The following is a 19,403-nucleotide window of genomic DNA, read 5'->3' on the forward strand; positions in this document are numbered from 1 at the left end:
TTTGTACACCCGCAGTTCGCGTTAAGGATTGGCGTGGATACCGGCCAGGTGGTTAAGGCCTGTGTAGTATGAACAGAAAGCCTGACCGCCGCTTCTATCAGCGGCGGGAACGCTCTGTTAAGTCAAAAGTAAAAATTCAAAAGTCAAAAAAATGTTGTGGATGGTTTGTCGGGGTGTTTTGGCAGTGCTAAACATCAATATTTTTGATCCCGCCACCACCCCGCGCCCCCATTACGGCGCGGTTAGGGTTTTCCTTGAAATTGGGTGCACGCTGAAATAGCCTAACGCGCCGCCGGTAACGTTGCTAAGCGGGTTGGCCGGGGCGGCGTTATTGCCATCGCCGGTGGCGCCGGCTGTAAGGCTGAAAAAGTATTTATACACGGCCGGGTCGATGCTTTGCATCTCGATGGTAACCTGGTTACCCGGGCGGATGTCGCGGGCCGGGTCGTCATTATTGTTGTCGAAATTAAGGCGGGTGTTTACTTCCTGGCCGTTGGTAAATTCATCGTTATCCAGCAGTACCGATTCTTCTTTGCGATTGTTTACATATTGCACAAAACGGTAGTAGTTTTTGTTAGCCACAGGATCATGGTATTTCACGGTTACATATTTACGTATGGAGCCATCCTTATTGTTACCAAAATCGCTTTTTACCAGGTAAATACTATCCAGTGGTACCAATGCGGGCATGGCGCAGGTTGATGCGAATGTTTTGCCGGCAACAAGCACATTCAGTTTGTAAATATGGCCATAGGCCCCTTTCAGGGTGCTGTTTTTATAAATGCCGCCACCCGATGCGGTAAGCGGATAAACGGTATTATCGTCGGTTATGGTTACCTGTGCGCCATCAATACCTACTATATCGTTATTATCGGTAAAGTTTTTGGTTTGGCTTAGCGTTACCTTGCATCCGCCGGTTTCGTTGGTAAGTACACCTTCAACAACATATTGGGGCGTGGTATCTTTCAGTGTCAGGTTAATGGCCTTTTCGCACGAGCATAACGCTATGGCAAACAGGGCGGGTATCATATATTTTATGGTACTGTGCATACAATTAAAATTTAAAGTTATAGGTGATGGAAGGCACAAAGGTGAACAGGGTGGTCCTCACAGCTTCGGTGCGGCTGGCATCGTCTTTATTATTGCGGAAATAAATGCGGTAAGCGTTGTGGTTGCCCAGTGCATTGTACAGGCTAAAAGTTAAATCCGATTCAAATTTGCTGCTCTTTTTTAGCTGGCGGGTGGCGCCAAGGTCAAGCCTGTTATAGGCAGGCATCCTGTCGGCATTACGGCTGGTGTAGTAATAGTAATTGGCCCCATCTACCTGGTACTTGCCGTTGGGGAAAGTTACCGCATCACCGGTGTAGTATATGAAATTGGCCGATAGGGTCCACTTTTCGGTGGCTTTATACATGGCTACAATGGCCAGGTCGTGCGTACGGTCTTGCCGGGCATTGTACCATTGGTTGTTGTTAATGCCATCTATCTGCCGTTCGGTTTTGGCCAGGGTATAGCTTACCCAGCCGGTTAAGCGGCCGGTTTTCTTTTTAAGCAGCACCTCGGCGCCATAAGCACGGCCTTTGCCGTAAAGCAGCTGGGTTTCAATAGGCTGGTTGGTAAAAATATTGGCGCCGTTACGGTAATCAACCTGGTTTTGCATTTTTTTATAATAAGTTTCAAAGGTGAACTCATATTTATGGTCGCCGAAATCGCGGTAATAGCCTACCGAAAACTGGTCGGCCAGTTCGGGTTTAATAACGTTGGTGCTGGCCACCCATTTATCTGTTGGCGAACCAGAGTTGGAGTTGGAGATAAGGTGCAAATTTTGCGCGTTACGTGCATACGAAGCCTTTACCGAACTATAATCATTGAGCGAATAGGCTGCAGCGATGCGTGGCTCGGGGTTAACATAGGTTTTAACCGCCTGCCCTGTGGAGTAGTGTTTTGTGCCCGTGATATTGCCATCGGCATCAAAGGTATAATAATCGCCCTGTCCCAGGATGGTAAAGGCCGACAGGCGTACGCCATAAGTAAGACTAAAACGATCAGATGCTTTCCAGGTATTGGTAGCATACAGCGAATTTTCAAGCGCGTACCTGTTTTGCAGGCTCTGCGATATTATACCCGAGTTGCCGGTGGATGAAATTTCGCCGGGCTTAATGGTATGGTAAATGGCATTAAAACCAAAGCTGATGGTATTTTTATCGCCGGCATAGTATTGCAGGTCTTCCTTCAGGTTAAGGTCTTTTATCTGCGAGAAAATCTGGAACTGGTTTACATCCTCCTTAATATTGATCTTGTAATCATAGTCGCTGTAAATAACCGAGGTGTTTGAAAATAGCTGGCTGTTAAAAATGTGGTTCCAACGGAGGGTGCCGGTGGTGTTGCCCCAGTTAATACCTGCTATATCGCTGGCCTTCAATACATCTTTACCAAAGTACCCGGATAAGAAAATCCTGTCCCTATCGCCCAAAATATAATTGGCCTTGGCGTTGATATCATAAAAATACAGCTGACTTTTTTTGGCGATAGAATCTTTAGAGAAAGCCAGGAAAGCATCCGCATAAGTACGGCGGGCCGAGATAAGGAACGATGATTTATTTTTTTGGATGGGGCCTTCCACGTTAATCCTGGCGGCTATCAGCCCAACACCGCCGCTTACGCCAAACTTTTGGTTGTTACCCTCGTTCATTTTAATATCCAGCACGGATGATAGCCTGCCGCCGTATTGGGCCGGCATATCGCCCTTATAAATGCTGATGTTTTTGATGGCATCGGAGTTAAAGGTTGAGAAGAAACCCAGCAGGTGCGATGCGTTGTAAACAGGCGCTTCATCCAGCAGTATCAGGTTTTGATCAGATGCGCCGCCACGCACATAAAAGCCGCCGCTGCCTTCGCCGGCCGATTTGATGCCAGGCAACAGCTGTATGGTTTTAATGATATCGCGTTCGCCCAGCAACACAGGGATATTTTTGGTTTCCTGTACGCTTAAATGTTCAACCCCCATTTGCGGGCTGGCCAAATCGCGGGTGCCGGGTGCCTTGGCGCTGATGGTAACCTCCTGCAACGCCTGTTCGTTATTATCCATGCTGATGTTAAGCTGCTGGTTGGCTGTCAGGTTCACCTGCACGAAAGTGCTTTTTTGGCCAACAGCGCTGATAGCCAGCTGATGGCTACCGGCCGGCAGGGTAATGGAGTAAAAGCCGTACTCGTTGCTCGAGGTGCCCTGGCTGGCATCGGGAACCCTGATGGTGGCGCCAATAATGGTTTCGCCGCTTTGTTTTGATTTAACGGTACCGCTTAGGATGAATTTGCCGCCTGCCACGGCGGCCGGCAACTTTTTTATTTTAGCCGCATCATATTTAATCATAACGTCCTGGTCCAGCACCGAAAAGCTGAAGGGGGCCGATGCAAAAGCTTGCTTTAATACATCGCCCAAAGGCTGTTTTTTGGCATGGATGCTGATTTTTGCGGGGCTTTGGGCAACGGTTTGGTTATAGGTAAACCTAACGCCGCAGGCAGCGGTTATTTTATCTAAAGCCTGTTTAACAGGTTCATTATTTATGCTGATGGTTAAGGTTTTATCCAACGGCCCTTGTGCATAAACCTGTTGGCTTGATACAAGTAAAACGATGGCGCAGAACGACGTTCGGAACAGGATAGGTATTTGCAGTACAGCGCAAATCAACATGGATAACCATGTGGGTTTGGTTTTATTCATTTTGTGTAGGTTTTTTAAATGTGGGTAAGTCTGTTAAAAACTTCCCTGGTTTGAGTTGATTTTCATGCCCGGTAATCAGCCGGATCAAAAGGTTAATGTTTAGCTATAATTTCCCGGATGTAATATTGGTTGCCCACTTTTTGCCAGCGGGTGTTGTCCATTACGGTACAAAGCAAATCAAGCTCGGTGCCGATGAGGCGTGTAGTGTTTAAGTGCCCGTAGTATAAACTATTGGCTATGCGTGGGTCAACATTTATCTGCACGCCATACTGCCTGCCAAGTTCATCAGCAACGGTTTGCATTGATGCGCCTTCAAAATCGTAATTACCATTACGCTGGCCAAGGAATTTTGCGGCATCGGGATAGTTTTCTTTCACCAGCAAGCCATCTGTTTTGTTGAATACCGCCCTTTGCCTGGCTGTCATGATTTGCCGTTGGTTTTTGCCGCTTGCCGATGTGAGCACGCCCACCTTGCCGCTTACCACCGTAACTTCGGCCGTTTTTGCATCCTTATAAGCCGTTACGTTAAAGCTGGTACCCAGCACCACGGTTTTGATGGCACCAGATTGAATGATAAACGGATGATTGGCATCGTGCTTTACATCAAAAAATGCTTCGCCATCCAGTTTTACTAAACGCTGCGCACCCCTGAAATTATCCGGGTAGCTGATGCGGGTCGACGGGCTTAGCCACACCAGGGTACCATCGGGCAAACTGATTTGCCTGTGCTCGCCTGCTTTGCTCGTTAAATCCACCTGTTTTACCGGATCGACAATATCCAGGATAGCGTTTTTGTAAAAGGCCGCAAAGGCAACCAATAACACTATAGCCGCTGCTGCAGCTACGTTACGCCATAAGGAAATTACCTTACGTTTTGGTTGCGCAGGCGCTTCCATTTGCGATGCAATACGATTAAAAATACTATCCTTAAGTTCATTGGTGCCGGAGTGCCTGCTGCCCGTGAGCAGTACTTCTTCATCATTAAACCGCTGGTACCATTGCTCAAACCAGGCCATTTCTTCGGGAGTAATGGTTCCGTTTTCAAGTTTATGGGCAAGCTCTTTAATATCGTAGGCGTTGTTTTCCATCGTAAAATATATCTATCTTTTGTACATATAGTCAACGGCGGGGCCGGATACCCTTAGTGAGAAATGAAATTTATTTTGAGGGAGGGCAACGTCATTAAGTTAAGGAAAAAGAAAAAACAATATCGAACATTGAATTTCGAATGTCCAACACCGAAGTTTTTCCTTCATTATTCGAAATTGGACATTCGCTGTTCGATATTAAATCGAACTTAAATCCTTAACTCAATAACATTGGGGGACCTAATGCGGAAAGATACCTAATGGCGTTAAAACAACATCAAAGGTCATTGGCTTTAATCGATGCTTCTACTTCTACCAAGGCTTCTTTTGCATTTTGCAGCTTAATTTTACCTTTCTGGTGTAATTTGATTTGTTCAAACGACGCTTTCAGGCTGTTGTAAACACGCAGTTCAATTTTACTTAAAGAAGGTTTAGTCGGGTTGATTTCGGCTCTTTGTTCAAATTCTTTGTTACTGATATCTACAGATGACTTCCTCATGTCCCGAATGTATTAGTGGTTTATCTAAGGTACTAATTTACTCTACAAAAACCGGTCTGCATTAAGCAATATGAAAGCCAATACGGGTGCCGATACGCCCAGCGTTTCCCTTAATTCGCGCAGGGCTTTGCTCATGTGTGCTTCTACTGTTTTTTGCGATATGTTCAGTTCGGCGGCAATTTCGGCATAGGTTTTATTTTCGTCGCGGCTGAGCAGGAAAACAATACGACATTTTTCGGGGAGCTGGCTGACGGTTTTCTCTAACAGTTGCCGCAATTCTTTTTCATGCAGCCAGTCGGCAGTGCTGTCGGCAACCACCGGCGATGTGATGGTAAGTTCATCATGCTGCAATTGCCGGCGGTGTTGTTTGGCCAGGTGGTTAATTACTTTATATTTTACAGCAACAGAAAGATAGGTAGCCACCGTATGGGTTAGTTGTAGCGTCGCGCGGCGCTGCCAGATGCTTAAAAATACTTCCTGTACCACTTCCTCGGCCTCGTGTTCGTCGTCAAGGCGGTGCAGGGCAACGGCATAGGTTTTATCCCAGTAACGGTTGTACAGTTCGGTAAATGCACCGCGGTCATCCGTCCTGATCAAATCCAGGAGCTGCTGATCGGTATAGGGCTTAGTGAGGGTCAAAATGGGCATGTTTTACTCATAGGATGCCCCAATTTGTTATTGGGTGATGTATTGATAGGACGAAGTTAAACGGCTAAAGTTACACTAAACGCAAATAATGGTAATTTTATATGTGTTACCGCAAAGAAATGTTGGGGCCCTGGGTTTGATGTAGCGGCTTCACCAAATCAGCTCTATTTAAAAGTGTAACCGCCGGTATCCAATGAGCAATTTTTTAGGCACATAATTTTCAATTATCATTTCAATCCCAAACAAAACATATAATTCCTAACTTTAAGTTATATGCTGCCTTTACTCCTCTCCGAACAAATACGCCAGGCCGATGCTTTTACCATCGCCAATGAGCCGATAGCTTCTATAGATTTGATGGAACGGGCTTCGAAAGCGTTTGTAGGATGGTTTATCAACCATTTTCCGGATAAAAATGTAGGTATATCCTTTTATTGCGGCACCGGTAATAACGGCGGCGACGGACTGGCCATAGCCCGACTGCTTAAAGATCATCAATATAAAAGACTAAGCGTTAAAATAGCTTACTTCAGCGAACGGCAGACCGACGATTTTAAGGCTAACCTGCAAAGGTTAAAGCAAACCGGTGTTACTATCATTAACATAAACAAAAGCGCAGAGCTGCCACCAGACGACGGCATTATATTAATTGATGCTTTGCTTGGCACCGGGCTAAACAAACCGCTTAGCGGCGACTATGGACGCCTGGTAAATTACATCAATAACCTTGACAGAACAATAGTTGCGGTAGATGTGCCAACCGGCTTTTTTTCGGAACGCGAAATATTACCGAACGCAGTAGCTATAAAAGCCGACCTGGTGATTACTTTTCAACAGCCTAAAATCAGTTTCCTGCTGCCCGAATCGGCTCCTTACATCAATTGCTGGGAAGCCGTAAATATTGGCATTAATGAAAGTTTTGTGCAATCGCTAAACTCCGCATACCAGTTTATTGAAGAGAAAGACATTCGCAAAATACTAAAACCCCGCCGCCCTTTTAGTAACAAAGGCACTTACGGGCACGCGCTGATTATAGCCGGGCAGGAAAAAACCATGGGAGCGGCCTTGCTTAGCGCATCGGCCGCGGCACATGCGGGCGCTGGTTTAACAACGGCCTGTGTACCCGCAAGCGGTCTGACTGCTTTAAATAGCTACCTGCCCGAAATTATGGTGATTGTACGCAATGAAAATGAATTGCCGGAGATTGAATGGGAGAAATTTAACGCTGCAGCCATTGGGCCTGGTTTGGGCAAGCACGATGATGCTGCAAAACTGTTAGCGGCCCTCATAAAAAACTATAAAAAACCATTAGTTATTGATGCCGACGCCCTTAATTTATTAGCCCAGGATAAAGAATTGCTAAAAAAATTGCCCGCAGGCAGCATTTTAACGCCCCACATGAAGGAGTTTGACCGCCTGTTCGGCCCGCATACAAGTTGGTGGAAAAGGCTTGAAACCGGACTGGAAGAAGCCCGGCAGCTAAATATTTATATTGTATTAAAGAACAACTATACTATAACTATAACACCCGGGGGCAAATGTTATTTTAACCCCACAGGCAACGCTGCTATGGCATCAGGAGGCATGGGCGACGTACTTACCGGGGTAATTACAGCTATGCTGGCTCAAAAATATACACCTTTAGAAGCCTGTTTGGCAGGAATTTATATACATGGAAAAGCCGGGGACGAACTTGCTTTACCAAGCCGGCTTAATGTAGTGTTGCCAGGCAAAATCATTTCTCAATTGCCGGTTACCATGGCAAAGTTGATGGCATAAAAAAAGGATGCAAGTATCATACATCCTTTTTTATTAACTATTAACTGATCTTATAAAGAACTAAATACTCATGTTTATGAGTTAGATCTATCACTTTCATTTTCGTTACTTCACAGGCTCTGTTTAATCTAACTGGTTATAAGACGTCGGTGACATCCTAATAGTTACAAAAAAACGAATAAATGGTTTGGCTTATTGTTAAATAAGTATTAAATATTTTGCAAACCGGGTATTAGCTTAACAAATACGCCTCAAATTACCTCAAAATGACAATTATTGGATATAAAAAGCCAGCAACATCCCGTGTTAGCTGCTTTAAATTATAATTATTAGGGAAGGACTGCGTGTTTTTTTAAAATTTGCCAATAACCATCATCTGGTCCATAGTTGGGTTAACACTGCCGCCACGCGGTTCAAGTGTTACCGCAAATGCATCTGCCGAGGCCAGCGACTTCATCTCTTTAATATTGGTTAGGGTATCAGCACCCGAATCAAAAACGCCCAGGTCAACCGGCTTGCCGCCTACCAGGGCCCAAAGCTGGTATTGATGTGCTTTATCATTCACTGGCATTTTCATATTGGCCAGGTCGATAACAACTTTTTTATGTACCGGGCTAAACGCAACAGTTAATACCGACTCCGGCGTTTTGGCTGTGCCCTTTAATCTTAGCAGTTTGTAGGTGGTATCGCGGTAAACCGTCAATTCTCCATCCATTAGCTTAACCTGGTTGGCAAAATGCTGTTTGTCGGCCTGTAGTGCAACCAGTTGCTCATTTGAGGCCTGCAGCTTGCTGTAAACATTTACCAATGCAATGGTACTTGCTACCAACAGCGCCAGGCTGGCCGCGAAAGCATATTTGTAAAAACCACTTTCCTTTTTTTGAACAGGCAGGGTTACAATATTATCTTCATTATCTTCATCCTCATCATCGGTCTCATTGTCCTTTTGCGGATGTGCTTTACTGAAATTCCTGTCATCGCCTAAGTTGGTGAGCAGGCTGCCTAAAACCCGGCTGCGTAAATTTTCTGATGGTTCAACAGCGTTTTCCTTTGCATATAATTCCATCGAGCGCTCAATTTCATCCAGCTCGGCTTTTATCTCCGGATGTTTTGAAGCCATCTCTTCCACCTGGCGCTTCTCGTCGGGGGTTACATCCCCCAAAACGTAAAGTTCCAGTATCCCTGTCTCTATATATGCTTTTAAATCTTCCACTTTCAATTAAAATGTTTTCTGAGTTCCTGTATACCCATTCTCAGCCTTGTTTTAATAGTACCCAGTGGAATACCCAGCTCTTCGGCTGCCTCCACGTGTGTGTACCCTTTAAAATAAACCAAGTCGATAATTGATTTCTGTTCAGGCTTCAAAGTCTGAACTAAATCTTTAACCCCCATTAACTCAGGCTTGTAAGCAGTGCTCCTTTGTTCGTCAATAAAAGTTACGTTATTTTCAATCTCCTGGTTTTTGTTTTGGTTTTTAAAATCTTTTGATCTGATTTTGTCAATTGCCAGGTTACGGGCAATGTTAACCATCCAGGTAAATAAACGGCCTTTTTCGGCGCTGTAACTGGAAAAGGAATGCCAGATTTTTACGAAAGTTTCCTGCAAAATATCTTCAGCTACGGCGGTATCAACAACAATGCGGGATATTACACCATATAACGACGATGAGTACATGTCATAAAGCGCCTCGACAGCAATTTTTTCATGCTTCCTCAATGCAAGCACCAACTCATCTTCCGAAAGCGATATTTTATGTTTCTTACTCAACGAGGTGAATATATAAAGGAATTGTTATAATTCAAATAAGTGTTTTTCGGCATGGTAAGATGATCTTACCAGCGGGCCGCTTTCTACATATTTAAAACCTTTTTCCAGGCCAATTTGTTTTAACCGGGCAAACTGATCCGGGTGAATCCAATCCAAAACAGGGTGGTGGTTACGGGTTGGCTGCAGGTACTGCCCCAGGGTTAATATGTGCACACCTGCCATCAACAAATCATCCATCGCCTCCAGCAAATCGTCCTCAGTTTCGCCCAGGCCAAGCATTATGCCCGATTTGGTACGCAAACCGGCGGCTGATACATGTTTCAATGCTTCCAAACTACGGTCGTATTTAGCCTGGATACGCACTTCCTTAGTCAGGCGCCTTACAGTTTCCAGGTTGTGGGATACTACCTCGGGGCGGGTTTCCAGTACGCGGGCAAGGTTATCCCAGTTACCACGAAAATCGGGCAGTAAGGTTTCCAAAGTAGTTTCAGGGCTTTCGCGGCGGATGGCATTGATAGTTTCGGCCCAGATGATGGAGCCACCATCTTTAAGGTCGTCCCTATCTACAGAGGTTATAACGCAATGTTTTACCTGCATTAATTTAACCGAAGTAGCTACGCGGTTTGGCTCATCAACATCAACAGCCAGCGGCCTGCCGGTTGCTACGGCACAAAATGAACATGAGCGGGTACAAATATTGCCAAGTATCATAAAGGTGGCCGTACCGGCACCCCAGCACTCGCCCATGTTAGGGCAGTTACCACTTTCGCAAATAGTATGTAGTTTGTGCTCGTCAACAAGGCCGCGCACGTGAGCGTATTCTTTTCCGATGGGGAGCTTCACCCTAAGCCAATCTGGCTTACGTTGGATCTGGCTCGCTGCAGGAACTACCGGCAATTCAATCATGGTGCAAATGTAGTTAAAAACCACTTAACCAATCACAAGGTTGCGTGCAGGTTGTAAGAATTATTACAGAATACTGATGTGCAAATAAGTTATGCAGAGTGGCCGTGCTATTACGCTTATTTCCCGGGGGGATTGGTTGAAATGTACTGCCAATTAATTGGGAGAAGTAAGGCTTTTCGTACCAGCGTTTAAAACCGGCACGAAAAAGCTTACATATATCAAGTTATTCGTTAATTGCTTTTACGCCGGGCAGTTCTTTACCTTCCATATATTCAAGCAGTGCGCCACCACCTGTAGATACGTAGCTCACCTCGTCGGTAAGGTTAAATTTAGCAACTGCCGCTGCAGAATCGCCACCTCCTATTAAGGAAAATGCGCCATTTTCGGTTGCTTTAACTACGGCTTCGGCAATAGCCTTGGTACCTACCAAAAATGTTTCCATTTCAAAAACCCCCATCGGGCCGTTCCATAAAATGGTTTTTGATTCTTCAACTACCTTGCTAAATATTTTTACGGTTTCGGGGCCTATATCCAATCCCATCCAGTTATCCGGAATTTCGCCGGTTTTGGCCACCCCTGTTTTAGCTTCGTTTGAAAAAGCATCGGCAATAACGTTATCTACCGGTAAGTAAAGGTTTACACCTTTATCTTTAGCTTTTTGCCTCAGACTTATTGCAAGGTCAAGTTTATCAGCTTCTACCAATGATGTACCAATATTGCCGCCATCTGCCTTGGCAAAAGTATAAGCCATACCGCCGCCAATAATCAGGTTATCTACTTTATCCAACAATTTTTCTATCAATTGAATCTTATCAGAAACCTTAGATCCGCCCATGATAGCCGTAAAAGGTTTGGTAGCGCCGTTCAGTATTTTTTCGGCGTTAGCCAATTCGCCGGCCATCAGATAACCGAAATATTTGGCATCAGGAAAAAACTGCGCGATGATTGATGTTGAGGCATGCGCGCGGTGAGCGGTACCAAAAGCATCGTTCACATATATATCGCCTAATTTTGAAAGCTTTTCGGCAAAAGCAACGTCGCCTTTTTCTTCTTCTTTATAAAAACGAAGATTTTCCAATAAAAGCACCTCGCCGTTACCTAAGTTTTTTGACTTTTCAACCGCTTCTTCGCCAATGCAGTCGTTAGCAAACTGCACTTGCTGGCCCAACAAATCTGAAAGATGAGTAACTACGTGTATCAAAGAATCTTTTTCATTAGGGCCATCTTTTGGCCTGCCCAGGTGCGACATCAGGATAACCCTGCCGCCATCTTTCAAAATCTTTTTTATAGTAGGCAACGCAGCCGTCATCCGGTTATCGTCGGTAATGGTGTAATCTTTATCCAAAGGCACGTTAAAATCAACCCTGATAAGGGCTTTTTTGCCTGCAAAACTAATTTGATCTACGGTTTTCATATAAAATATGGGTCGTTTAATGGTAAGGCGCGCAAATTCAGCATTTTATTCTTAATTCTTAACTAAAAAAGTAAAAAGCTGTTCTAATTTGCCCAATATTTCATATTAACTTAACATACATCACAAAATGCGGCCCTATTCCCGGTACTTCAAACTCGGCCGAAACAACCTCAAAACCAGCGTTGAGATAAAATGGAACAGCTTTTTTGCGGGCATTGCACCAAACATAATTTACCTTTTGGCCGCGCAGATAGGTAAGCGCAAAATTCACCAGCCGGTTGCCCAGCCCCTGCCCTCTATATTGGGGGATAGTAGCCATTCCGCGTAACTGGTAGCCAGTGCCCCTAAATTCGCCATAGTTTTGTGGGTGAAAAGATGCGATGCAAGCCAATTCATCATTTTTGTAGTACCCTAAATGAAAAGCCCCTGCTATTACATCTGTCGGGAAACGGCATTCATCAGGGGTAAGCCGCCCCTCGCGCAATACTTCGTTCCTAATGGGTAGTAACGCTTCAACCTCAATAAATTTTATCATGCTTAAAACTAATATTAAAAGTGCAAACCTGTGTTTTGTAAAGCGTTAAGCTAATAAAACACAACCGCAGGTGGCATATCAAGGCACTTTAGATGTTATTTTTTAAAATGGGCTATTTTTTCAACCAGGTCGGCAAGGCGGCTGCTGTAACCCATTTCATTATCGTACCAGCCAACAACCTTTACCAGCCCGCCAACTATTGATGTAAGCTGGGCATCAAAAATACAGCTGTGCGGGTTATCTAAAATATCAGTGGATACTATTGGATCTTCTGTATATTCCAGTACGTTTTTCATATCCCCGTAAGCCGCCTGTTTAAATGCCAGGTTAATTTCGCTTATAGTTGGCTGCTTTTTTAAACTGCAGGTAAAATCGGTTAACGAACCATTGAGCACCGGCACCCTGATACCCGCGCCCCCTAAACGACCGGTTAAATGCGGAAATATGGCAGTTATAGCTTTGGCAGCACCTGTAGTAGTTGGAATAATGGAGGCCGATGCCGCACGGGCCCGCCTCAAATCTTTATGCGGCGCATCATGTAAATTCTGATCGCCGGTCATCGAATGTACTGTAGTAATATAACCATCAATAATACCCCAGTTTTCATCAAGAATTTTTACCATTACTGCTACATTGTTGGTGGTGCACGAGGCATTTGACAATATGGGCGATGATAAGTCAACCTGCCCGTCATTAACAGCCAGCACCACTGTTGGCACACTTTTATCTGTTGCCGGTGCCGAGATGATTACTTGCTTTGCACCGGCGGCTAAATGCAATTGCGCACCTTCCCTTGACGTAAATTTACCGGTCGATTCGATCACGAGGTCTATATCCAAGTTTTGCCATGGCAATGCCAAAGGATTGCTTTCGGCCAAAACCTTTATTGCTTTACCATCAATATAAAGATTACCGGCATCAAAACTTACCTTGCCTTTATAACCGCGATGAACCGAATCATATTTAAATAAGTGGGCAAGGGTTTGGGTATCGGTAAGGTCATTAATAGCAATTACCTCGATACCTGGCCGGTTTAGGATATTTCGCAAAAATATGCGCCCAATACGGCCAAAACCATTTATAGCGATCTTCATCTTCTTTTGTGTTTTTTTTATGGAGAGCGCAAAGTTAATGAAGATGAACGGGTATTTACAACGACACTGATTTAGTGACGTTGTAACTACTTTAGTTGTAAATACTTTACAAAAGATGGCAAAATAAACAAATGTGATTAAGCGAAAAAATTACGGAGAGCAACTCGCTCACGTTCTTTTGAGCGCAGGCTAAATGTAATAATCCAGTTAGTTATTATCGAAATAAACAGGATGAACACGATGAGCAATGAATTACTCAAGCCATCAAACATAAACACCATCCCTATTGATAATAAATTTATTATTGATAAGCACAGGGTTGTTTGCAGGTGATTAAGTCCTAACCTCAAAATACGGTGATGAACATGGTTCCTGTCGGCCTCAAAAGGCGATTTACCGCTTACAATTCTCAAGACAAACACCCTTAAAGTATCAAATACCGGGCCTATCAATATGGCTATAGCCAATGCGGGTGCATGACTGATAGCCGGGATGTTTTTATGCTCAATTTTTGTTACCTCGATAAACTTAACAACCATCACTGCCGATATTAAGCCAATAAGCAACGCGCCTGTATCGCCCATGAATATTTTGGCAGGCGTAATATTGAATTTTAAAAACCCGATAACAGCACCCACCATTGCCAGCGAAATGGCGGCAAGCTCATATTGCCTGATATACATAAATAAAAACGCAAATGCGCCGTTTACAATAATGCCGGTAGTAGCGGCCAAACCATCTATCCCATCTATTAAATTGAAAGAATTTACGATAAGCATAATAAGCAATACAGATAATGCAGCGCTTGGCAGGTAGGGCAACAGCGTAATGCCAAATACACCATACATACTGGTAATACGGATATCGCCCAGCAATACCAATATTAACGCAACTACAAACTGGATTAAAAACTTGGTGCTTGAATTAACGCCGGAAAGATCGTCCTTTAATCCCATTGCAAAAAGTATGATGCACGAAATAAGCACATAACTGAGCGGGAGTGCTTTATCAATTATGCTAAATAACAGTGTAGTAATGGTAAAGCTTACAAAAATGGCCACACCGCCCAAACGCGGAATGCCATGGTCATGTTGTTTCCTGAAATGGCCAACGTCATCATACAAGTGCCTTGAACGCGCAACATGTAATATAGATGGGATACATAGCAGTGTAATTAATGCTGAAAATACTACTATTAAAATATTGTAAATTAAATGAGACGAATGTAAAAGTTCAAGCATTGTGTGGGGGTATTAAGATCAATTCGTTTTATTGTTAAGCCGTTATACGCAAGCGTTTAATAAAAGTTTAATTTCAAATTAAAAATATTGATAAATTTTCCGCAATGGTTTTAATACAAGTGCCAGCACAGGAACCATGATGTTATTTTGGCGCATCGCCTTTAAATCAAAGCTCCAGGCCTTAACCCTGTTTATTAAACTGCTGTTGCTAACTCCGCCACCCTGCATAATTACCATTACTTTATTTAAATAAAAGTTCCTGATTTTATACTGGTGCATAAACCTCAGCATTAGCTCGTAATCGGCGGCAGAACCATATTGAAGACTGTAAAAGCCCAATTTTTGAAACAATTCCCGTTTGCAGTAAAAGGTGGGATGCGGCGGCATAAAGCCCAGGTTAAAGGAATTGACCCCGCATTGCTTAGAATTCCATTTGCGTTTAACCTGGCCGGCAAGGTTTACAATCAGCAAGTTGCCATATACAGCCTCGGCGCTATTTTCAATAAATGCCTTAACTACTGCCGATAAAACATCAGCACCGGCCAAACGATCATCGGCATTCAGCGTCCCTATAATTTGGCCGGTAGCCAACTTAATGCCTTTATTCATGGCATCATATATTCCCTTATCAGGCTCGGAAACCAAATGGCTGATTGATGAACGGTACTGATTGATGATTGGAAGGGTGTTATCTGTTGATCCGCCATCGATGATTATGTGTTCAATATCGGGATGTTTTTGGCTGATAACAGATTCGATACATCTGGCAATTGTATCCTGGGCATTATAAACAACTGTAATTAACGATACCTTCAAACCCTGAAAATTGAAAAAATACACCGCACTAATACCCGCAAATTATGTATTTTTGAAAATATTGCAAAATTATAAACACATTAAGCATAAGTTATCGTCCCTATGCGTATAATAATCTACTTTTTTTCCTTCTTTTTAATAACTCTTGTTTTAACCTCATGTTCGGGTAAACAATACCAAATACTTTTTGAACAAAAAGCAACTAATATTAATCCTGATACATCACAAAGGAGCAATGGTGATTTGACCAGCTACCATATAAAGCCCCAGGATTTACTGCAGATACGAAACCTGCAAAATATCAAATATGTTGTTGATGAAAGTCCGTCGGCTTCGGGCACCGGTGGTGGCGGAGTTGCCGGTACAGGACAGGTTTACCAGGTAGAAGAAGATGGCACCATAGCGCTGCCTGTTATTGGGCATATACCTGTATCGGGACTTACACGTGTACAGGCAGCAAAACTTATTGAGGACCTTTACCGTAAAAACCTACTTAAAGATCCCATAATTGAATTAAAGATTACAAATTTAAAAGTGACGCTACTTGGAGAATTTAAAGGACAGGGAAACTTTCCTTTAGTAAAAGACAGGACTACATTAGTTGAAATGATTGGACAGGCCGGAGGCCTGTCAGATAAGGCAAACGAAACAAACATAAAAATTATACGCGGCGATCAAAAAAACCCGCAGGTAACCTATATTAATCTGAGGGACATACAATCCATAAACGACCCGAGGGCCATACTTCAAAACGGTGATATTGTTTATGCATCGCCCAACAAACGTTCCATACGTAACGATAATTTACAAAACATATCAACTCTTGCACAGCCCATATTACTTTTATTTAATACGGCCTTATTAGTTTTATCGCTTTCACGCCGCTAATGGAAGAGACAGAAAAATTTCAACGAAAACTGCCCAATCAAGAAATTGATTATTTTAAGTTAGGTAAAATATTATTGAGCCGATGGTACTGGATAGCAACATCTGTAGGTATTGCCGTAGTTATTTCATATGCTTATTTGTGGTATACACCAAAAACATATGCAACATCCGGTACGCTTAAAATAGAAGAAAAAAAATCTGAGGTATCTGACCTGATAACTGTTATGGCAGTACCCGAGCGCGGTCCCTCAAAAATACAAAGCATCACATCGGTGCTGCAAAGCCGCAACGTTATACTTAGCGCTATTAAGGATATGGATTACCGGGTAAGTTTTTACCTCTCGGGCCGCGTGCGTACTACAGAAACCTATCCATCAAAACCATTAAACATTCAGTTAATAAAATTTGACAGCTTAAATTTTTTTCATGAACAAATTAGCTATAGGCCAATTGACAGGCAAACGTTTAGCCTAAGCTATAAAGCGGGCGATAAAGAAATAAAAAATAATTACAGGTATAACAGCCCTGTAACCATTGGCAATACCAGTTTCAATATAAAATACCCCGGAGCCATTGATAATAGCACCATTTACCTTTTTAATTTCAACATCCCCGAAGATTATATAGGCAGGGTACAGGGTGGCCTAAGGGCCGGAGAAACAGGAAAAAATACCAATATCATCTCCATCCAGGAAACCGACTCGAACCCACAGTTTGCGGCCGATGTGCTTAACAATATCATGAAAGAATACGTGATATTCGACCGTAACCAAAAAGCACAGTCGGCCTCGCAAATGATCGATTTTATCGATAGTCAGCTATCATTCTTATCAAATGAGGTAAAAGGGTCTGAAAGCTCAATAGAAAAATATAAAAATAAAAACAAGATACTTGATGTAAACTCGGCATCAGCCACATCGGCATCAAAAGCCGCCGAGATTGAATCGAACAGATCGTTGTTAAAAATCCAGCTTATTTCGCTCGATCAGCTCAAAGATCAAATTACCAAAGAAAAAGATAACGTGACATTGAACTTCAGCGCCGGCGGAACTGATTTACCTGCGCTAAACGCCCTGATTAATAAGTTAGACGGGCTGATATCTGAAAGATCGGGTCTATTAAAAACATTTACGCCAAACTCCCAACCTTTACAGGAGGTTAACCAACAAATTTTACAAACCAAGCTTACCGCGTTAAATAACATAAAAGGTATTCGCAGCAGCATCGAAAAAAATATGGCTTATTTAGATAGCCAGCTATCGCAGGTAAACCAAACAATAATGGCCTTACCCGCTGCCCAGCGCGACCTGGTGAGCTTGCAACGCGACTTCGAAATTAACGATAAAGTATACTCTTTCTTGTCCGAAAAAAAGCTGGAGGCGCAAATAAGTCGCGCTGGGATATTGCCGGGCGCTACGGTAATTGAATTTGCCCAACCCAACTTTAACGCGGTATCGCCAAATGAGCATGATATCCACCGGTCGGCAATTATTTTTGGCCTGGCTATTGGCCTGGGGCTTATTATTTTAATACGCGTGCTAAACCCTTATATTTATGATAAGGAGACTATCGAAAGCCTTACGGCCATACCTATCCTGGGTATTATAAGAAAATACCCCGACATAATTGACGAAAACAGCAAGCAGGTTTTGGCGTTGAGCAAACCACGGTCTATTTTCGCCGAGTCCGTACGTTCGGTACGCACAAATCTTAGTTTCCTTGCCTCAGAAAAATTGAGTAAAGTAATTTGTATTACATCCGAAGTTGCCGGTGAAGGCAAATCGTTTGTAGCTGTAAATTTATCGAGCACCTTATCGCTTATTGATAAAAAAGTAGTACTTATAGGCGCAGATTTAAGACGCTCAAAACTACATAAAACCTTCCATGTACCTAATGACCTGGGATTAAGCAATTACCTTGCCCATCAAAACGAGATGGAAGACATTATACTACATTCTGACCAACAGAACCTCGATTTTATAGTTTCGGGACCAGTGCCCCCTAACCCATCTGAATTATTACATAGTGACAGGATGCAGGCTTTGATAAACCAGCTAAAATTAAAATATGATATCGTAATGATTGATACCGCTCCTATAGGCCTGGTATCTGACGCTATTCCCTTGATCAGGGTAAGTGATATTAATGTTTTTGTAATCCGGTCGGGCAAGTCAAAATTTTATGCGGCCAGTGTACCGCAGCGCATTGCCCAGGAATATCATCTTGATAATACTGTAATAGTGCTTAATGCTTTTGAAGAGGACCTTTTGCATTCAAGATATTACACTACCAAATTCAGTGGCGATAGTGCCGGAGCCCGGTATTACTATTATTCAGATTATAGCGGCTATTCAGGATCAGGATATTACCTGGAAGACGACAAAAATAAATGGTGGGACATACGGCGATGGTTTAAATAAAATTTGCATACTTATATAAAGAATGGATTTAAATGCACGCTCAACAAAAAACTGGTATCCGGTTTATACTCAGCCACGTGCCGAAAAAAAAGCATACCAGGCACTAACCGGTAAAGGGTTTGAAGCTTACCTTCCCTTGCACCGCCAGTTAAAACAATGGAGCGACCGCAAAAAATGGGTTGAAGAACCCTTCATTAAATCGTACATATTTGTTAACATTGCCCAACATGAGCAGGCTGATATATTGATGACAAAAGGTATATCAAGATTTTTATATTTCATGGGAAAGCCCGCCTCAATGCCCGACCGCCAGATAACAGAGTTAAAGTTATTAATGGCCAGCCCCTATGAATTAGAGGTAACCGAACAGGACCTGCAACCCGGGGAAAAAATCATGATAAAAGGCGGGCCGTTAAAAGGGATGACTGGTGAAATAATATCACAACGATCACAAAAGCAATTGATATTGAGGCTTGAAAGTATTGGATGCTCCATAATAGTACATGTTGCTGCCTCATACATTGAAAGATTTTAACTGAATTTTACTTTATTTTAAATAAAAGTTAAATTGAACCCATTTCGGGTCG

General features: G+C 43.1%; 17 protein-coding genes. 4 read left to right on the forward strand and 13 right to left on the reverse strand.

The annotated features are described in order from the left end of the window. Positions 1-231: 231 nt before the first annotated feature. The 5 genes from PQ469_RS23565 to PQ469_RS23585 form a co-directional block, all read right to left on the reverse strand. A complete protein-coding gene (locus PQ469_RS23565; RefSeq protein ID WP_274209851.1) occupies positions 232-1,050 on the reverse strand; it encodes a DUF4249 domain-containing protein in 819 nt (272 codons plus the stop codon). Between the two features lie 4 nt (positions 1,051-1,054). Further along, entirely contained in the window at positions 1,055-3,721 is a 2,667-nt protein-coding gene (locus tag PQ469_RS23570; RefSeq protein ID WP_274209852.1) for a TonB-dependent receptor, read from the reverse strand. A 92-nt stretch (positions 3,722-3,813) separates the two neighbouring features. Next, positions 3,814-4,809 carry a FecR family protein gene (locus PQ469_RS23575; protein WP_274209853.1) on the reverse strand — a complete coding sequence of 332 codons (996 nt, stop codon included), beginning with the start codon at positions 4,807-4,809 and terminating at the stop codon, positions 3,814-3,816. Positions 4,810-5,086: 277 nt separating this feature from the next. Then, positions 5,087-5,308 (reverse strand): hypothetical protein, encoded by a 222-nt coding sequence (locus PQ469_RS23580; RefSeq protein WP_274209854.1) that lies wholly within the window; start codon positions 5,306-5,308, stop codon positions 5,087-5,089. 42 nt (positions 5,309-5,350) lie between these two features. Continuing rightward, positions 5,351-5,956 carry an RNA polymerase sigma factor gene (locus PQ469_RS23585; protein ID WP_274209855.1) on the reverse strand — a complete coding sequence of 202 codons (606 nt, stop codon included), beginning with the start codon at positions 5,954-5,956 and terminating at the stop codon, positions 5,351-5,353. A 273-nt stretch (positions 5,957-6,229) separates the two neighbouring features. Between PQ469_RS23585 and PQ469_RS23590 the strand changes: the two genes are divergently transcribed. Next, the gene (locus tag PQ469_RS23590; protein WP_274209856.1) at positions 6,230-7,735 is read left to right on the forward strand and encodes an NAD(P)H-hydrate dehydratase; all 1,506 of its coding nucleotides are present in this window, start codon (positions 6,230-6,232) and stop codon (positions 7,733-7,735) included. Between the two features lie 352 nt (positions 7,736-8,087). Here PQ469_RS23590 and PQ469_RS23595 read toward each other — a convergent pair whose 3' ends face one another. The 8 genes from PQ469_RS23595 to PQ469_RS23630 form a co-directional block, all read right to left on the reverse strand. Beyond that, positions 8,088-8,948, reverse strand: a complete 861-nt coding sequence (locus tag PQ469_RS23595; RefSeq protein WP_274209857.1) for an anti-sigma factor — start codon at positions 8,946-8,948, stop codon at positions 8,088-8,090. A gap of 2 nt (positions 8,949-8,950) precedes the next feature. Then, positions 8,951-9,502 carry an RNA polymerase sigma factor gene (locus PQ469_RS23600; protein ID WP_090651723.1) on the reverse strand — a complete coding sequence of 184 codons (552 nt, stop codon included), beginning with the start codon at positions 9,500-9,502 and terminating at the stop codon, positions 8,951-8,953. Positions 9,503-9,526: 24 nt separating this feature from the next. Beyond that, positions 9,527-10,408, reverse strand: a complete 882-nt coding sequence (gene lipA, locus PQ469_RS23605; protein ID WP_090651722.1) for a lipoyl synthase — start codon at positions 10,406-10,408, stop codon at positions 9,527-9,529. Positions 10,409-10,631: 223 nt separating this feature from the next. After that, positions 10,632-11,822 carry a phosphoglycerate kinase gene (locus tag PQ469_RS23610; protein WP_090651721.1) on the reverse strand — a complete coding sequence of 397 codons (1,191 nt, stop codon included), beginning with the start codon at positions 11,820-11,822 and terminating at the stop codon, positions 10,632-10,634. A 100-nt stretch (positions 11,823-11,922) separates the two neighbouring features. Continuing rightward, positions 11,923-12,357 carry a GNAT family N-acetyltransferase gene (locus PQ469_RS23615; protein WP_274209858.1) on the reverse strand — a complete coding sequence of 145 codons (435 nt, stop codon included), beginning with the start codon at positions 12,355-12,357 and terminating at the stop codon, positions 11,923-11,925. A 95-nt stretch (positions 12,358-12,452) separates the two neighbouring features. Further along, a complete protein-coding gene (gap, locus tag PQ469_RS23620; protein WP_274209859.1) occupies positions 12,453-13,451 on the reverse strand; it encodes a type I glyceraldehyde-3-phosphate dehydrogenase in 999 nt (332 codons plus the stop codon). Between the two features lie 137 nt (positions 13,452-13,588). Then, complete coding sequence (locus tag PQ469_RS23625) at positions 13,589-14,692, reverse strand: MraY family glycosyltransferase (RefSeq protein ID WP_274209860.1); 1,104 nt, start codon at positions 14,690-14,692, stop codon at positions 13,589-13,591. A gap of 78 nt (positions 14,693-14,770) precedes the next feature. Further along, positions 14,771-15,508 carry a glycosyltransferase family 2 protein gene (locus tag PQ469_RS23630; protein ID WP_274209861.1) on the reverse strand — a complete coding sequence of 246 codons (738 nt, stop codon included), beginning with the start codon at positions 15,506-15,508 and terminating at the stop codon, positions 14,771-14,773. Between the two features lie 102 nt (positions 15,509-15,610). Between PQ469_RS23630 and PQ469_RS23635 the strand changes: the two genes are divergently transcribed. The 3 genes from PQ469_RS23635 to PQ469_RS23645 are packed head-to-tail and all read left to right on the forward strand — an operon-like array spanning position 15,611 to position 19,351. Further along, the gene (locus PQ469_RS23635) at positions 15,611-16,396 is read left to right on the forward strand and encodes a polysaccharide biosynthesis/export family protein (RefSeq protein WP_274209862.1); all 786 of its coding nucleotides are present in this window, start codon (positions 15,611-15,613) and stop codon (positions 16,394-16,396) included. Further along, positions 16,396-18,816, forward strand: a complete 2,421-nt coding sequence (locus tag PQ469_RS23640) for a GumC family protein (RefSeq protein ID WP_274209863.1) — start codon at positions 16,396-16,398, stop codon at positions 18,814-18,816. The genes PQ469_RS23635 and PQ469_RS23640 overlap by 1 nt, the downstream gene beginning before the upstream one ends. Before the next feature lie 22 nt (positions 18,817-18,838). Continuing rightward, complete coding sequence (locus PQ469_RS23645) at positions 18,839-19,351, forward strand: UpxY family transcription antiterminator (RefSeq protein ID WP_090651715.1); 513 nt, start codon at positions 18,839-18,841, stop codon at positions 19,349-19,351. Positions 19,352-19,403 lie beyond the last annotated feature (52 nt).

The organism is Mucilaginibacter sp. KACC 22773 (genome assembly GCF_028736215.1).
Taxonomy (GTDB): Bacteria; Bacteroidota; Bacteroidia; order Sphingobacteriales; family Sphingobacteriaceae; genus Mucilaginibacter.

What these genes read in the sequence shown, in the direction of transcription:
- PQ469_RS23575 (WP_274209853.1), bottom strand. Translation starts at nt 4,809, where the DNA reads ATGGAAAACAACGCCTACGATATTAAAGAGCTTGCCCATAAACTTGAA.
- PQ469_RS23635 (WP_274209862.1), top strand. Translation starts at nt 15,611, where the DNA reads ATGCGTATAATAATCTACTTTTTTTCCTTCTTTTTAATAACTCTTGTT.
- gap (WP_274209859.1), bottom strand. Translation starts at nt 13,451, where the DNA reads ATGAAGATCGCTATAAATGGTTTTGGCCGTATTGGGCGCATATTTTTG.
- PQ469_RS23640 (WP_274209863.1), top strand. Translation starts at nt 16,396, where the DNA reads ATGGAAGAGACAGAAAAATTTCAACGAAAACTGCCCAATCAAGAAATT.
- lipA (WP_090651722.1), bottom strand. Translation starts at nt 10,408, where the DNA reads ATGATTGAATTGCCGGTAGTTCCTGCAGCGAGCCAGATCCAACGTAAG.
- PQ469_RS23565 (WP_274209851.1), bottom strand. Translation starts at nt 1,050, where the DNA reads ATGCACAGTACCATAAAATATATGATACCCGCCCTGTTTGCCATAGCG.
- PQ469_RS23645 (WP_090651715.1), top strand. Translation starts at nt 18,839, where the DNA reads ATGGATTTAAATGCACGCTCAACAAAAAACTGGTATCCGGTTTATACT.
- PQ469_RS23580 (WP_274209854.1), bottom strand. Translation starts at nt 5,308, where the DNA reads ATGAGGAAGTCATCTGTAGATATCAGTAACAAAGAATTTGAACAAAGA.
- PQ469_RS23585 (WP_274209855.1), bottom strand. Translation starts at nt 5,956, where the DNA reads ATGCCCATTTTGACCCTCACTAAGCCCTATACCGATCAGCAGCTCCTG.
- PQ469_RS23570 (WP_274209852.1), bottom strand. Translation starts at nt 3,721, where the DNA reads ATGAATAAAACCAAACCCACATGGTTATCCATGTTGATTTGCGCTGTA.
- PQ469_RS23615 (WP_274209858.1), bottom strand. Translation starts at nt 12,357, where the DNA reads ATGATAAAATTTATTGAGGTTGAAGCGTTACTACCCATTAGGAACGAA.
- PQ469_RS23590 (WP_274209856.1), top strand. Translation starts at nt 6,230, where the DNA reads ATGCTGCCTTTACTCCTCTCCGAACAAATACGCCAGGCCGATGCTTTT.
- PQ469_RS23625 (WP_274209860.1), bottom strand. Translation starts at nt 14,692, where the DNA reads ATGCTTGAACTTTTACATTCGTCTCATTTAATTTACAATATTTTAATA.
- PQ469_RS23610 (WP_090651721.1), bottom strand. Translation starts at nt 11,822, where the DNA reads ATGAAAACCGTAGATCAAATTAGTTTTGCAGGCAAAAAAGCCCTTATC.